General features: G+C 69.4%; 15 protein-coding genes. 1 reads left to right on the top strand and 14 read right to left on the bottom strand.

The genetic code is table 11. The annotated features are described in order from the left end of the window. Positions 1-67: 67 nt before the first annotated feature. On the top strand, positions 68-2,125 hold the full coding sequence (locus ABD269_RS20890; RefSeq protein ID WP_344119901.1) for a glycosyl hydrolase family 18 protein: 2,058 nt from the start codon (positions 68-70) through the stop codon (positions 2,123-2,125). A gap of 18 nt (positions 2,126-2,143) precedes the next feature. Here the strand turns inward: ABD269_RS20890 and ABD269_RS20885 are convergent, their stop codons facing one another. From ABD269_RS20885 to ABD269_RS20820, 14 genes are all read right to left on the bottom strand, one after another. Then, positions 2,144-2,590 (bottom strand): DUF2550 domain-containing protein, encoded by a 447-nt coding sequence (locus ABD269_RS20885; RefSeq protein ID WP_116213916.1) that lies wholly within the window; start codon positions 2,588-2,590, stop codon positions 2,144-2,146. A 118-nt stretch (positions 2,591-2,708) separates the two neighbouring features. Further along, entirely contained in the window at positions 2,709-3,083 is a 375-nt protein-coding gene (locus ABD269_RS20880; RefSeq protein ID WP_116213915.1) for a F0F1 ATP synthase subunit epsilon, read from the bottom strand. Between the two features lie 111 nt (positions 3,084-3,194). Continuing rightward, on the bottom strand, positions 3,195-4,637 hold the full coding sequence (gene atpD, locus ABD269_RS20875; RefSeq protein WP_116213914.1) for a F0F1 ATP synthase subunit beta: 1,443 nt from the start codon (positions 4,635-4,637) through the stop codon (positions 3,195-3,197). 5 nt (positions 4,638-4,642) lie between these two features. After that, positions 4,643-5,560 (bottom strand): F0F1 ATP synthase subunit gamma, encoded by a 918-nt coding sequence (locus ABD269_RS20870; RefSeq protein ID WP_301892286.1) that lies wholly within the window; start codon positions 5,558-5,560, stop codon positions 4,643-4,645. Positions 5,561-5,583: 23 nt separating this feature from the next. Next, positions 5,584-7,176, bottom strand: coding sequence for a F0F1 ATP synthase subunit alpha (gene atpA, locus ABD269_RS20865; RefSeq protein WP_344119896.1), 1,593 nt, complete (start codon positions 7,174-7,176; stop codon positions 5,584-5,586). A 140-nt stretch (positions 7,177-7,316) separates the two neighbouring features. After that, positions 7,317-8,162 (bottom strand): F0F1 ATP synthase subunit delta, encoded by an 846-nt coding sequence (locus ABD269_RS20860; RefSeq protein ID WP_344119894.1) that lies wholly within the window; start codon positions 8,160-8,162, stop codon positions 7,317-7,319. Next, the gene (locus ABD269_RS20855; protein ID WP_344119892.1) at positions 8,159-8,716 is read right to left on the bottom strand and encodes a F0F1 ATP synthase subunit B; all 558 of its coding nucleotides are present in this window, start codon (positions 8,714-8,716) and stop codon (positions 8,159-8,161) included. Before ABD269_RS20855 ends, ABD269_RS20860 begins: the two co-directional genes overlap by 4 nt. A 42-nt stretch (positions 8,717-8,758) precedes the next feature. Further along, complete coding sequence (atpE, locus tag ABD269_RS20850) at positions 8,759-9,010, bottom strand: ATP synthase F0 subunit C (protein WP_087926250.1); 252 nt, start codon at positions 9,008-9,010, stop codon at positions 8,759-8,761. A 76-nt stretch (positions 9,011-9,086) separates the two neighbouring features. Further along, complete coding sequence (gene atpB / locus ABD269_RS20845) at positions 9,087-9,896, bottom strand: F0F1 ATP synthase subunit A (RefSeq protein ID WP_301892291.1); 810 nt, start codon at positions 9,894-9,896, stop codon at positions 9,087-9,089. Positions 9,897-10,160: 264 nt separating this feature from the next. Then, positions 10,161-10,598 carry a Cg1360 family ATP-synthase-associated protein gene (locus ABD269_RS20840; RefSeq protein ID WP_301892293.1) on the bottom strand — a complete coding sequence of 146 codons (438 nt, stop codon included), beginning with the start codon at positions 10,596-10,598 and terminating at the stop codon, positions 10,161-10,163. 251 nt (positions 10,599-10,849) lie between these two features. After that, on the bottom strand, positions 10,850-12,211 hold the full coding sequence (locus ABD269_RS20835) for an MraY family glycosyltransferase (RefSeq protein ID WP_344120285.1): 1,362 nt from the start codon (positions 12,209-12,211) through the stop codon (positions 10,850-10,852). Between the two features lie 100 nt (positions 12,212-12,311). Beyond that, positions 12,312-13,625, bottom strand: coding sequence for a serine hydroxymethyltransferase (locus tag ABD269_RS20830; protein ID WP_301892295.1), 1,314 nt, complete (start codon positions 13,623-13,625; stop codon positions 12,312-12,314). A 128-nt stretch (positions 13,626-13,753) separates the two neighbouring features. After that, a complete protein-coding gene (locus ABD269_RS20825) occupies positions 13,754-14,413 on the bottom strand; it encodes an arsenate reductase/protein-tyrosine-phosphatase family protein (protein WP_301892296.1) in 660 nt (219 codons plus the stop codon). Continuing rightward, positions 14,410-15,057, bottom strand: a complete 648-nt coding sequence (locus tag ABD269_RS20820; RefSeq protein ID WP_116213905.1) for an L-threonylcarbamoyladenylate synthase — start codon at positions 15,055-15,057, stop codon at positions 14,410-14,412. Before ABD269_RS20820 ends, ABD269_RS20825 begins: the two co-directional genes overlap by 4 nt. Between the last annotated feature and the right edge of the window lie 15 nt (positions 15,058-15,072).

Genomic DNA, 15,072 nt, shown 5'->3' with positions numbered 1-15,072 from the left:
CTCACCGGTCGCACCACGGCTCCCCACACCCATCCCCCACCACCAAGGCCCCACTCGAGGAGCTCCCTTGAGCACAGGATCCTTACGACGCAGCAGACACCCCCTCTCCAAAGCCGTCGCGGCGCTGTCCGCGCTGCTCCTTCCGGCCGCCGCGGTCGTCGGTCTGGCCTCCTCCCCCTCGCACGCCTCCCCCGCCCCGAAGGCCGCATCGGTCACCGCCGCCTTCGCCAAGACCTCGGACTGGGGCACGGGCTTCCAGGGCGAGTGGACGGTCAAGAACACCGGCACCACCGCCGTCAACGGCTGGACCGTGGAGTGGGACTTCCCCGCCACCACCACGGTCGGCTCCTTCTGGGACGCCCTGATCACCAGCTCGGGCACCCACTTCACGGCCAAGAACCGGGAGTACAACGGCACCATCGCGCCCGGCGCCGCCGTCACCTTCGGCTTCGTCGCCGCCGGTGACGGCTCCCCCGGCGGCTGCAAGGTCAACGGCGGCTCCTGCGACGGCGGCACGCCCCCCGGCGACAACCCGCCGTCCGCGCCCGGCACCCCGCAGGCAACGGCCGTGACGGACACCTCCGTCTCCCTGAAGTGGCCCGCGGCCACGGCCGACAAGGGCATCAAGAACTACGACGTCTACCGCGGCACGGCGAAGGTCACCACCGTCGCCAAGCTCGCCTACACCGACACCGGCCTGACGCCGGGCACCGACTACACCTACACCGTCGTCGCCCGCGACAGCGTCGACCGGACCGGCAAGGCGAGCCCGCCGCTGACCGTGCGCACCACGGGCGGCGGCACGAAGCCGCCGGCCGCCGGCTACGCCCGGGTCGGGTACTTCGTGCAGTGGGGCATCTACGGGCGCGCGTACACCGTGAAGTCGCTGGAGGACTCCGGCGCGGCCGCGAAGCTCACGAACCTCAACTACGCGTTCTCCAACATCGACCCGACCAACCTCACCTGTCTCAACGGCGTCACCAAGGCCACCACACCCAACCCCGAGGACCCCAGTCAGGGCGACGGCGCGGGCGACTCCTGGGCGGACTACGAGAAGGGGTTCGCGGCCGGTGAGTCGGTCGACGGCGTCGGGGACACCTGGGACCAGCCGCTGGCGGGCAACTTCAACCAGCTGAAGAAGCTCAAGGCCAAGCACCCCGACCTCAAGATCAATATCTCGGTGGGCGGCTGGACCTACAGCAAGTACTTCTCCGACGTCGCGAAGACCGACGCCTCCCGGCAGAAGTTCGTGAAGTCCTGCATCGACATGTACATCAAGGGCAATCTGCCGGTCAGCAACGGGCGCGGCGGCGACGGCACGGCCGCCGGGATCTTCGACGGCTTCGACATCGACTGGGAGTGGCCGGGCTCCGACGGCCACCCGGGCAACCACGTGTCGAAGGACGACAAGGCCAACAACACCCTGCTGTTCGCGGAGTTCCGCAGGCAGCTCGACGCGCTGTCCGCCACCACCGGGAAGAAGTACCTGCTCACGGCCTTCACCCCGGCCGACCCCGCCAAGATCGACGCGGGCTGGGACATCACCACCAAGGACGGCACGCCCAGCGTCCTCGACTCCATGGACTACGCGAACGTCCAGGGCTACGACTTCCACGGCTCCGGCAGCGACAACAGCTGGGAGCCCAACCTCACCGGGCACCAGGGCAATCTCTACGCCGACCCCAAGGACCCGTACACCACGAAGTTCAGCGTGGACAAGGCCGTGCAGACCTATCTCGACGCGGGCGTCGACCCGCGCAAGGTGATGCTCGGCCTGGCCTTCTACGGGCGCGGCTGGCAGCAGGTCACCGACGGCGGCGCGCACGGCGCGTGGCAGAAGGCGAACGGGGCGGCCCCCGGCCAGTTCCCCGAGGAGGCGGGCACGCGCGGCTACGACAACCTCATCGCGTCCGTGCCCAACCTGACCGTCTACCACGACGAGCAGACCGTCGCCACGTACGGCTACACCGGTGACAACGGCCAGTGGTGGTCGTTCGACGACGCGTGGTCCATCGGCAAGAAGGCGGCCTGGCTGCGCGGCAAGGGGCTGGGCGGCGTGATGATCTGGGAGATGTCCGGGGACAGCGGCACGCTGATGTCGGCCGTCGACGGCGGACTCAAGTGATCACGCGAGGACGCCCGCTCAGGCCACGTTGACTCGCTGCCCTGGAGGCGCCGCCTCCAGCCAGGCGAGAAAACCGGTGAGGGCGTCCTCGCTCATCGCCAGCTCCAGGCGCGTGCCCTGGTGCGAACAGATCAGCACGACCGCGTCGGAGAGGAGGGCGAGCTCCTCGTCACCGAAGGGCGGGCGCCGTTCGAGTACCTCGATCGACGCCCGCTCCAGCAGCCGGCGCGGCCGGTACGCGTAGGAGAAGACCCGGAACCACTCGATCCGGTCACTGTTGTAGCGGGCGACCCCGTAGACCCACCCCTTGCCGTCCAGCGGCACGTCCTCCGGTACGTTCCACCGCAGGCTGCAGTCGAACGTACCGCCCGACCGCTGGATGAGCCGCCTGCGCAGCCCGAAGACAAAGAGTCCGATCAACACCAGCAAGACGACGACGCCGCTCACGAGCAGAGCGAGGACCATCTCCACCGACCTCCTCGCATCATCTAGAGCAACCGCACCTGTATTGCCTCAGCCGCGGACCGCCCTGGAGTGATCCAGTGCGGTCCGCGGCTGAGGGACGATCTCTGTGGGTCGCGGGCTAGTGAACGCCCGTGACCGCACGCAGCCGGACATCCGCGCGACGCTCGGCGGCCGCGTCGGCCTCCGACTTCGCGCGCTCCAGCGCCCGCTCGGCGCGCTGGACATCGATCTCGTCGGCGAGCTCCGCGATCTCGGCGACCAGCGAGAGCTTGTCGTCCGCGAACGAGATGAACCCGCCGTGCACCGCGGCGACGACATTGCCGTCGGCGGTCTTGATGGTCACCGGGCCGGACTCCAGCACACCGAGCAGCGGCTGGTGGCCGGGCATGACGCCGATGTCACCCGATGTGGTACGCGCGATGACCAGCGTGGCCTCGCCGGACCAGACGCTTCGGTCCGCCGCGACCAGCTCGACGTGCAGCTCAGCAGCCAACGTGGCTCCTCGGGTCTGTCACCTGCCGGATCCGGCAGGTGTTGGGTCAAAGAATAGGGGACGTGACGACCGGGGGCGGGAGCGCCCCACCCCCGGCCGTGAGCACGGGGCTCAGGAGACGCCCAGCTCCTTGGCGTTGGCCTTGAGGTCCTCGATGCCACCGCACATGAAGAACGCCTGCTCGGGGAAGTGGTCGTAGTCACCGTCGCAGATCGCGTTGAACGCGGTGATCGACTCGTCGAGCGAGACGTCCGAACCGTCCACGCCGGTGAACTGCTTCGCCACGTGGGTGTTCTGCGACAGGAAGCGCTCGACGCGACGGGCACGGTGGACGACGAGCTTGTCCTCCTCGCCCAGCTCGTCGATACCGAGGATCGCGATGATGTCCTGGAGGTCCTTGTACTTCTGCAGGATCGTCTTGACGCGCATGGCGCAGTCGTAGTGCTCCTGCGCGATGTAGCGCGGGTCCAGGATGCGGGACGTCGAGTCCAGCGGGTCGACCGCCGGGTAGATGCCCTTCTCCGAGATCGGACGCGACAGAACGGTCGTCGCGTCCAGGTGGGCGAAGGTGGTGGCCGGCGCCGGGTCGGTCAGGTCGTCCGCGGGGACGTAGATCGCCTGCATCGAGGTGATCGAGTGACCGCGGGTCGAGGTGATGCGCTCCTGCAGCAGACCCATCTCGTCAGCCAGGTTCGGCTGGTAACCCACCGCGGACGGCATACGGCCGAGCAGGGTGGACACCTCGGAACCGGCCTGGGTGTAACGGAAGATGTTGTCGATGAAGAAGAGCACGTCCTGCTTCTGCACATCGCGGAAGTACTCCGCCATGGTCAGACCGGCCAGGGCGACGCGCAGACGGGTGCCCGGGGGCTCGTCCATCTGGCCGAAGACGAGCGCCGTCTTGTCGATGACGCCCGAGTCGGTCATTTCCTCGATGAGGTCGTTGCCCTCACGGGTGCGCTCACCGACACCGGCGAACACCGACACACCGTCGTGGTTGTTGGCCACGCGGTAGATCATTTCCTGGATCAGCACGGTCTTGCCGACACCGGCACCACCGAACAGACCGATCTTGCCGCCCTTGACGTACGGGGTCAGCAGGTCGATGACCTTGACGCCGGTCTCGAACATCTCGGTCTTGGACTCGAGCTGGTCGAAGTTCGGCGCCTTGCGGTGGATCGCCCAGCGCTCGGTGACCTCGGACTCGGCCTCCGGCTTGTTCAGGATCTCACCGAGGGTGTTGAACACCTTGCCCTTGGTGACGTCGCCGACGGGGACGGTGATGCCCGTGCCCGTGTCGGTGACGGCGGCCTGGCGGACCAGACCGTCGGTGGGCTGCATCGAGATGGCGCGGACCAGGCCCTCGCCCAGGTGCTGCGCGACCTCGAGGGTCAGCGTCTTGAGCTTGCCGTCCTCGGCCGGGTCGGCGACCTGGACGTGCAGCGCGTTGTAGATCTCCGGCATCGCGTCGACGGGGAACTCCACGTCGACGACCGGGCCGATGACCCGCGCGACGCGGCCGGTGGCCGTGGCGGTTTCAACAGTCGTGGTCATAGTGGTCAGTCACTCCCCGCGTTAGCGTCGGCCAGGGCACTGGAGCCACCGACGATCTCGCTGATTTCCTGGGTGATTTCGGCCTGGCGGGCCGCATTGGCAAGCCGCGACAGCGACTTGATGAGTTCGCCGGCGTTGTCGGTCGCCGACTTCATCGCGCGGCGGCGGGCGGCGTGCTCGGAAGCGGCCGACTGCAGCAGCGCGTTGTAGATCCGGCTCTCGACGTACCGCGGCAGCAGCGCGTCGAGGACGTCCTCGGCCGAAGGCTCGAAGTCGAAGAGCGGAAGGATCTTGCCCTTCGCGGCCTCCTCGGGCTCCTCCGTCTTGTCGAGGGTGAGCGGCAGCAGCCGCTTCTCGACGGGCGACTGCGTCATCATCGAGACGAACTCGGTGAAGACGATGTGCAGCTCGTCGACGCCACCCTCGGCGGTGTCCAGCTGGACGGCCTCGATCAGCGGACCCGCGACGCGCTTGGCGTCCGCGTACGTCGGGCTGTCGGTGAAGCCGGTCCACGACTCCGCCACCGGGCGCTCCCGGAAGCCGTAGTACGCAACGCCCTTGCGGCCGATGATGTACGTGACGACGTCCTTGCCCTCCGAGCGCAGGCGCTCGGTGAGGCGGTCCGCGGCCTTGATGGCGTTGGAGGAGTAGCCGCCGGCCAGACCGCGGTCGCTCGTGACGAGCAGGACCGCGGCCCGGACCGGGCGCTCGACCTCGGTGGTCAGCGCGTGCTTGGTGTTCGAACCGGTCGCAACCGCCGTCACCGCGCGGGTGAGTTCACTCGCGTACGGCGTCGATGCCGCCACCTGGCGCTGCGCCTTGACGATGCGCGAGGCGGCGATCATCTCCATCGCCTTGGTGATCTTCTTGGTCGCGGTGACGGAGCGGATGCGACGCTTGTAGACCCGGAGCTGGGCTCCCATGGATCAGGTCCCTTCCGTCGTCGTCACTTCGCGGAGCCGGCCGTGGCGTCGTCACCGAGAAGCTTGCCGTCCGAGGTCTCGAACTGCTTCTTGAAGGTGGCGATGGCGTCGGCGAGCGCCTGGAGGGTGTCGTCGGACATCTTGCCGCCCTCGACGATGCTGGTCATCAGGCCCTTGTGCTCGCGGCCCAGGTAGTCGAGCATCTCGCGCTCGAAGCGCTGGATGTCCACGACCGGCACGTCGTCCATCTTGCCGGTGGTGCCGGCCCAGACGGAGACGACCTGGTCCTCGACCGAGTACGGGGCGTACTGGCCCTGCTTCAGCAGCTCGACCATGCGCTTGCCGCGCTCCAGCTGCGACTTCGAGGCCGCGTCCAGGTCGGAACCGAAGGCGGCGAACGCCTCCAGCTCGCGGTACTGGGCGAGGTCCACGCGAAGCCGGCCGGAGACCTGCTTCATGGCCTTGTGCTGGGCGGAGCCACCGACGCGGGAGACCGAGATACCGACGTTCAGCGCCGGGCGCTGGCCCGCGTTGAACAGGTCGGACTCCAGGAAGCACTGGCCGTCGGTGATGGAGATGACGTTGGTCGGGATGAACGCCGAGACGTCGTTGGCCTTGGTCTCGACGATCGGCAGACCGGTCATCGAGCCGGCACCCATCTCGTCGGAGAGCTTGGCGCAGCGCTCCAGCAGACGCGAGTGCAGGTAGAAGACGTCACCCGGGTAGGCCTCACGGCCCGGCGGGCGGCGCAGCAGCAGCGACACGGCGCGGTAGGCGTCGGCCTGCTTCGACAGGTCGTCGAAGACGATCAGGACGTGCTTGCCCTGGTACATCCAGTGCTGGCCGATGGCCGAGCCGGTGTACGGGGCGAGGTACTTGAAGCCGGCCGGGTCGGACGCGGGAGCGGCGACGATCGTCGTGTACTCCAGGGCGCCCGCCTCCTCCAGCGCGCCGCGCACGGACGCGATGGTGGAGCCCTTCTGGCCGATGGCGACGTAGATGCAGCGGACCTGCTTCTTCGGGTCGCCGGAGCGCCAGTTGTCGCGCTGGTTGATGATCGTGTCGACGGCCAGCGCGGTCTTGCCGGTCTGGCGGTCGCCGATGATCAGCTGTCGCTGGCCACGGCCGATCGGCACCATGGCGTCGACGGCCTTGAGGCCGGTCTGCATCGGCTCGTGGACCGACTTGCGGACCATGACGCCCGGGGCCTGCAGCTCCAGGGCGCGGCGACCTTCGGTCGCGATCTCGCCGAGGCCGTCGATCGGGTTGCCCAGCGGGTCGACGACGCGGCCGAGGTAGCCCTCGCCGACCGCGACGGAGAGCACCTCACCGGTGCGCTGCACCGGCTGGCCCTCCTCGATGCCGCTGAACTCGCCGAGGACAACGGCACCGATCTCGCGCTCCTCGAGGTTGAGGGCGAGACCGAGGGTTCCGTCCTCGAACCGCAGCAGCTCGTTCGCCATGGCCGAGGGAAGACCCTCGACCTTAGCGATGCCGTCGCCGGCAACGCTGACCGTACCGACCTCCTCGCGCGAGGCCGCGTCCGGCTTGTACGCCTGGACAAAGTTCTCCAGCGCGTCCCGGATCTCCTCCGGCCGGATCGTGAGCTCCGCCATCTGGGTTCCCTGCTCTCCTTGTTGGGCCCGAAGTATTTCTTCTCCGGGGGCCGGTTTCCGCAGCGGTCCTGCTGCGGGCCCCCGGAGGACACCGTCGGCCCAACTCGGGCCGTCAGTCATGCTCTTGAGTTGGTGGCTGGTCAGCCGGCCATCCGCCGCTCCGCCTCGGCGAGGCGGTCGGCGATGCTGCCGTTGATGACCTCGTCGCCGATCCGCACCTGGACGCCGCCGAGGATCTCGGGGTCGACGTCCATGTTGAGGTGGACCCGGCGCCCGTACAGCTTGGCCAGCGAGTCGCCGAGGCGCTGCTTCTGCGCATCGCTCAGCGGCACCGCGGAGGTGACCACCGCGACCATCCGGTCCCGGCGGTCGGCGGCCAGCTTGGACAGGGCGTTCAGCCCTGCCTCCAGGCTACGGCCACGCGGCTGACCCACCAGGCGGATCACGAGGCGCTCGGTGACCGGGTTGGCCCGGCCGCCCAGCAGCTCGCTCACCAGTCCGGTCTTGGCCGTGCGGTTCGCGACCTTGTCCGTCAGCGCGGAGCGCAGCTCGGGGCTGCCGCTCACGATCCGGCCGAAGCGGAACAGCTCGTCCTCGACATCGTCCAGGACACCGGTCCGCTCGGCGGCGACGAGGTCGGCACCGGAGGCCAGTTCCTCGAGCGCGTCCACCAGGTCGCGCGAGCGCGACCAGCGGGAGCGGACCATGCCGGCCACCAGGTCGGCGGTCTCGCCGCCCACCTGGGTGCCGAGCAGGCGCCGGGCCAGCTCGGCCTTGGCCTCGCCGGACTGCGCCGGGTCGGTCAGGACCCGACGCAGCGACACCTCGCGGTCGAGCAGCCCGGTGACGGCGGCCAGCTCTTCGGCGAGCTGCGCCGCGGCCGTTACGGACGATGGGGTCTCCCCAGCGAAGCGAGGGGAATTGTCCGCCAGTGCGTCGAGGCGCTCACGTGCGGAGGCCAGGGCCTCCCGGCTCGCTCCGCTCATCGGGTGGCCTCGACCTTCGTCACGTCGCCCGCCTTGACCTCGAGGTCGTCGAGGAAGCGGTCGATGGTGCGGCTCTGCCGGGCGTGGTCCGTGAGGGACTCGCCGACGATCCTGCCTGCCAGGTCGGTGGCGAGCTTGCCCACGTCCTGGCGGAGCGAGGCCGAGGCGGCCTTGCGGTCGGCCTCGATCTGGGCGTGGCCGGCAGCGATGATCTCCTCGCGCTGACGCTGTCCCTCGGACCGCATCTCGGCGATCACCGCGACACCCTGCTCCTGCGCCTCCTGGCGCATCCGAGCGGCCTCGTGGCGGGCGTCGGCAAGCTGGGCCCGGTAGTCCTCGAGCACCTGCTGGGCCTCGGCCTGGGCGGCCTCGGCCTTCTCCATACCGCCTTCGATGGCCGCCCGACGCTCGTCCAGAGTCTTGTTGATGATCGGGAGGAGCTTCTTGGCCAGGAAGATGAAGACGATGGCGAAGGCGATCAGACCGATGACGAGCTCTGGGATCGGCGGGAGGAGGGGGTTCTCCACTTCCTCCGCCAATGTCAGGGCGTTCACATCAATGCCTTCCGTCGAAAACAGTGGTCGTCAGGCTGCGGATCAGGCAGACGGGTAGACGAACGGCATGACCAGACCGATCAGGGCGAGCGCCTCACAGAAGGCGAAGCCGAGGATCTGGTTGGCGCGGATCAGGCCGGCGGCCTCGGGCTGACGGGCCAGCGCCTGGGTGCCGTTACCGAAGACGATGCCGACGCCGACGCCGGGGCCGATCGCGGCGAGGCCGTAGCCGATCGAGCCCAGGTTGCCCTTGATCTCGACACCAGCGGCGATGGTCTGGAGAGCAGCAGACATGCTCGTTCTTCCTTCTCTTTCACGGACCGGTGGGGGTTGGCCACCGGACGATTGTTGGTCTGGGGAGCGGGGGTGCTCAGTGGTGCTCGGCGAGCGCGCCCTGGACGTAGTTGGTGGCCAGCAGCACGAACACGTACGCCTGGACGGCCTGGATGAAGAGCTCGAACGCGGTCATGACGACGGTCATCACGAACGAGACGCCGGCGTAGGCGAAGCCGATGCCGTTCATCAGGTACCAGCTGGCGATGGTGAACATCAGGATCAGCACGTGACCCGCGAACATGTTCGCGAAGAGTCGCACCGCGTGGGTGAAGGGCCGCACCAGGACGTTCGAGAAGAACTCGATGGTCATGGCGAGCGGCAGCACCGGGCCGAGGGACTTGTCGTAGCCGGTGATGTTCTTCAGACCGCCGACGAAGCCGTGCTTCTTGAAGGTCAGGTACATCCAGAGGACGTAGACGATCAGAGCGAGGGCCGCCGGGAAGGCGATGATCGACGTCACGGGGAACTGGGCGACCGGAATGATCGACCACAGGTTCATGATCCATACGAAGAAGAACAGCGAGACCATGAGGGGGACGTACTTCTCCCCCTCCTTCTTGCCGAGCGCCTCGTAGACGATTCCGCGGCGGACGAAGTCGTAACCCGCCTCACCGACCATCTGAAGCTTGCCGGGGACCACCTTGGCCCGGCCGAACGCCGCCCAGAAGAAACCGATGACGATGACCGTGGTGAGCACGGCCAGCAGCATGGGCTTGTTGAAGTCGTAGCCGCCGACAGTGAAGAGCGGTTCAAACAAGAACGAGTGGAGCCCTGGGGCTGGGAAGCCGCACCCATCGAAGATGTGGCAATCGGTCTCGAAGGCGAGCATCTGGTCAGCACTCACCGCGAGCTCCTTCAGCGTGGCGCATAGGTACGGCAACCTCGTTGTGTCGGCGCGGCGCACAGCCGCGGAACGGCACTGGACTGGTCTTGCGGATGGGGGGGCAGGTGATCGGCGCGGGGCCGGTCGGGGTATTCGGCATCAGCTGCATGGACTGCCGATTCCGTCCCGGGAAACTCGGGTGTTCAGCTGCCTGCGCCCACTGTGCCTCAGATGGCACCGGACGATAGCAGGTGAGCGCCGGCACCTTTATCGCGGCCCTACCGGTCACGTCGGGGACCCGGCGGGCGCGGACTTCTTCGCCTCGACGGATTCCGGATCGACATAAAGGATCTTGGCCTTCAGGTAGGCGCGGGTCTGGGCGGCGGTCCACACGAGGACCGCGCCGAGCAGCGCGAAGGCGAAGGCCCGGGTGTTGAACAGTGTGGTGTCGCGGAAGACCGCCAGCACGACGGCGGCGATCAGGAACTGCGTCACGTAGAGCACCAGACCCATGGCCTGGAACAAGTGCGGGAACGACTTGGCGGTGCGCTGGAGAACGTAGAGACCCATGCCCATCACGCCGCCCGCGACCAAGGTGCCGACAGCGGCACCGATCGCACCGTGACCGCCGGCCAGCACACCGCTGACGGCGACCGCGACCACGCCTGCGGCGGCGGTCGGGACGGCGCACTGAAGGAGTGTTCGGGCGTCGTTGGACTGCATGAAGGGTTTCTCCGGCGATCGGTCGGAAGCAACGATTCGTCGTGAACGAGCGTATCCCCGGGAGTGAGACATGACTCTCGACGAAGGGCCGCCGCACTACGGTCCTTCGGCTCTAGCACCGGGTTTCGTGAACGGTATCACAAACTATTTGATGAGGTCTTTACCTACATCGTGTGCCGGACGTCACACGTACGTGTCAAGCCGCTGGTCATTGAGCTGACGCGGCCACATTTCCTCTGCTAATGCGCGCCTCAGCGCCGGTTGGTGATCTTCCTGGCGTGGTGGAAACGGGAGCGGTCGCCGATGGCGGTCGCCCCGTGGATCCCGGCCGGCACGGGCTCGCGCTCGCGCTCCTCGGGGGCGCCCGCGAGCGCCGGGGTCGCGGCGTGCGCGACGGCCGCGGCGGCGGTCTCCGGGGCGCCGGTCGCGCGACCCTTGCGCCGGTAGCGCGGCGGAACGAATGCCTCCGCCCAACGCGGGGCGCGCGGCTTGAAGCGCGGCAGCAGCAACAGCACCAGCCCGACGGCGCTGAGCGCCACGATGAGGAGCACGATCCACCCACTGGCCGAGTGCACGGAGTACGCCACCGTGCCGAAGCCGATGAGCGCCGACCAGAAGTACATGATCAGCACGGCACGGCTGTGCGAGTGCCCCAGCTCCAGCAGCCGGTGGTGCAGGTGACCGCGGTCGGCCGCGAACGGCGACTGGCCGTTCCAGGTGCGCCGCACGATCGCCAGCAGCAGGTCGGCCACCGGCACGGCGATGACCGTCAGCGGCAGCAGCAGCGGGATGTAGACCGGCACCATCGCCTGGATGGCCTGCCGCTCGCCGCCCACCTGCTGGTAGAGCAGGTCCGGGTCGACCTGGCCGGTGATGGAGATGGCGCCCGCGGCCAGCACGAGGCCGATGAGCATGGAGCCGGAGTCGCCCATGAAGATGCGGGCGGGGTGCATGTTGTGCGGCAGGAAGCCCAGGCACATGCCCATCAGCACGGCGGCGAAGAGCGTCGCGGGCGCGGCCGCCTCGATGTTGTGTCCGTACCAGAGGCGGTAGGCGTAGAGGAAGAACGCCGCGGCGGCGATGCAGACCATGCCCGAGGCGAGGCCGTCCAGGCCGTCGACGAAGTTCACCGCGTTGATGGTGATCACGACGAGGGCGACCGTCAGCAGGGTGCCCTGCATGGAGGTGAGCGCGACCGTCCCCACACCGGGCACCGGGATCCACAGGATCGTCAGGCCCTGGAGCACCATCACACCGGCGGCGATCATCTGGCCGCCGAGCTTCACCAGCGCGTCGACGCCCCACTTGTCGTCCAGCACGCCGAGCAGCCAGATCAGCCCGGCGCCGGAGAGCAGGGCGCGTGGCTCGTTGCCGAGCTCGAAGACCTTCCCGAGGTTCGACAGGTGCGCGGCGACGAGCAGGCCCGCGCACAGCCCGCCGAACATGGCGATGCCGCCGAGCCGCGGTGTGGGCTCACGGTGCACGTCCCGCGCGCGGATCTCCGGCATGGCACCGGCCACGATCGCGAACTTCCGCACCGGTCCCGTGAGCAGGTAGGTGACCGCCGCGGTGACGCACAACGTCAGGAGGTATTCACGCACGGGCCGCCCCAGAGGTCGCGCTGGTCATCACAGCCCCACACCATATTCGCGTCCGCCCCCGATGCGTGAATACAACTGTAGACGTACGGCCATCCCGCGATGGTTGCAGCCGTCAGATGTGGGCGGGATAAGGAGGGAAGGCCCGCACGAGCTCGGTGACCGCCGCGCGTGGCCCGCCGTCGGGGCCGTCGCCTCGGAGCGCCGCGCCCAGCAGGACGGCGATCCGGGCCATCTCCGGCTCGCGCATGCCCTGGGTGGTGACCGCGGCGGTGCCGAGCCGCAGGCCGTGGGCGGTGCCGTGGGGCAGGCCGCAGATGTCGAGGACGATGCCCGCCGCGGCGAGCCGGGCGCGGGCCGTGACGGCGTCCAGGGCGAGCGCGGAGACGTCGCCGGTGACAATGTGCGTGTCGGTGCCGCCCGTGGTCACAGCGACGCCCTCAGCGGCCAGGGCGGCGGCAAGGAGGCGAGCGTTGGCCACGACTTGATGGGCGTACGCGGTGAAGGCGGGGGTCGCGGCCTCGCCGAAGGCCACGGCCTTGGCCGCGACGGTGTGCATCTGCGCGCCGCCCTGGGTGAAGGGGAAGACCGCGCGGTCGACGCGGCCCGCGAGCGCGGCGCGGCACAGGATCAGCCCGCCGCGCGGCCCGCGCAGCACCTTGTGGGTGGTCGCGCAGACGACGTCGGCGTACGGCACGGGGCTGGGGGCCGCTCCCCCGGCGATCAGGCCGATGGGGTGGGCGGCGTCGGCGATGAGGTACGCGCCCACGTCGTCGGCGATGTCCCGGAAGGCGGCGTAGTCGGGGTGGCGGGGGTAGGAGATCGAGCCGCAGACGATCGCCTGCGGCCGGTGTTCCCCGGCGAGGGCGCGCACCTGGTCGTAGTCGATCAGGCCGGTGTCGCGGCGCACCCCGTAGCCGACGAAGTCGAACCAGCGACCCGAGAAGTTCGCCGGGGAGCCGTGGGTGAGGTGGCCGCCCTGCGGGAGGGCCATGGCGAGCACGGTGTCGCCGGGGCGCAGCAGGGCCGCGTAGGCGGCGAGGACGGCGGAGGAGCCGGAGTGCGGCTGGACGTTGGCGTGCTCGGCGCCGAAGAGCGCCTTGGCGCGTTCGACGGCGGTGCGCTCGGCGAGGTCGACCACTTCGCAGCCGCCGTGGTGGCGGGCGCCGGGGTAGCCCTCGGCGTATTTGTTGGCGAGCGGGGAGCCGAGGGCGGCGAGGACTGCGGGTGAGGTGAAGTTCTCGGCGGCGATCAGCTGGAGGCCCCTGGCCTGCCGGTCGGCCTCGGCGAGGAGGAGGCCGGCGATCTCCGGGTCCTGCCGCGTCAGCGCGTCCAGGCCGTGGGCCCAGTCGCCGCGTGGCCGGTCCGGTGCCGCGGCGCCGGTGGCTGCGGCGGCACTGACGCCCTGGGTGGGCAGAGGGGTGGACATCGCGGACTCCGACCTGTGCGGTGCGATGGGTTCAGCACCAATGTAGGCCCGCGGTGTCCCGGATGCCCGGTTTTGCCGCTGATTATTTCCGCTTGTTGCCGCTTGTTTTCGCTTGTTCTCGCCGCGCGTCAGGGGCGGCCCGGTACCCCGGTGAGCGCGGTGAGGACCGGGTCGAGCGCCTGGTTGATCTCGTCGCCGATGGAGCGGAAGAAGGTGATGGGCGCGCCGTAGGGGTCGTGGACCTCGTCGGCCTCCGCGTTGGGCGCCAGCAGCCAGCCGCGCAGCGCGGCCGCGGCCTGCACCAGGGCGCGGGCGCGGTCGACCACCCCGCCGGCCCGCTCGGGGTCCGGGAGGGTCGCGGGGTCTATGGCCCGCACCAGCCGGGTGAACTCCTTCAGCGTGAAGGTGCGCAGGCCCGCGGAGTGGCCCATGGAGATGACCTGGGCGCGGTGGTCGCGGGTGGCGGTGAGCACCAGGTCGGCACGGATGACGTGCTCGTCAAGGAGCTCCCGGCCGATGAAGCCGTGCGGGTCGGCGCCGAGGTCGGCCAGGACGGTGGCGGCGTGCGCCTCCATCGGGGCGCCCTCGTGTCCCCAGGTGCCCGCGCTCTCCACCACCAGGCCGCCCGTGAAGGGGTCGCCGAGGCGGTCGGAGAGGGCATGGCGGGTCAGCCGCTCGGTGATGGGCGAGCGGCAGACGTTGCCGGTGCTGACGTGGAGGATGCGGAAGGTGTCGGTGGAACTGTCCGTGCCCGGTCCCGCTATGCCACGCCCCTGCGGGGCGATCAATTCGCCACCTCGAGGTCGGGCACTACCTCGCGGAGCTGCTCGGCGCTGATGGCACCGGCGCGCAGCAGGACGGGGACCTTGCCGGTGACGTCCACGATGGAGGACGGCACGTCGGCGGGGGTGGGCCCGCCGTCGAGGTAGACGGAGACGGAGTCGCCGAGCATGCCCTGGGCGGCGTCGCAGTCCTGCGGCGCCGGGTGGCCGGTGAGGTTGGCGCTGGAGACGGCCATCGGGCCGAACTCGGTGAGCAGCTCGATGGCGACCGGGTGCAGCGGCATCCGGACGGCGACGGTGCCGCGGGTCTCCCCCAGGTCCCAGGTGAGCGACGGCTGGTGGGTGGCGACGAGGGTGAGCGCGCCGGGCCAGAAGGCGTCGACGAGCTCCCAGGCCTGCTCGGAGAAGTCCGTGACGAGCCCGTGCAGGGTGTTCGGGGAGCCGACCAGGACGGGCGAGGGCATGCCCCGGCCGCGGCCCTTGGCCTCCAGGAGGTCGCCCACGGCGTCCCGGCTGAAGGCGTCCGCACCGATGCCGTACACGGTGTCGGTGGGCAGCACGACCAGCTCGCCGCGGCGCACCGCGGCGACGGCCTCGCGCAGACCGGTCCTGCGGTCGGTCGCGTCGCTGCAGTCGTATCGCCGTGCCATCTAACGGACCTCCTC

Source organism: Streptomyces blastmyceticus (assembly GCF_039521185.1).
Classification (GTDB): Bacteria; Actinomycetota; Actinomycetes; order Streptomycetales; family Streptomycetaceae; genus Streptomyces; species Streptomyces blastmyceticus.
This window is presented reverse-complemented; position numbering and strand designations above follow the sequence as displayed.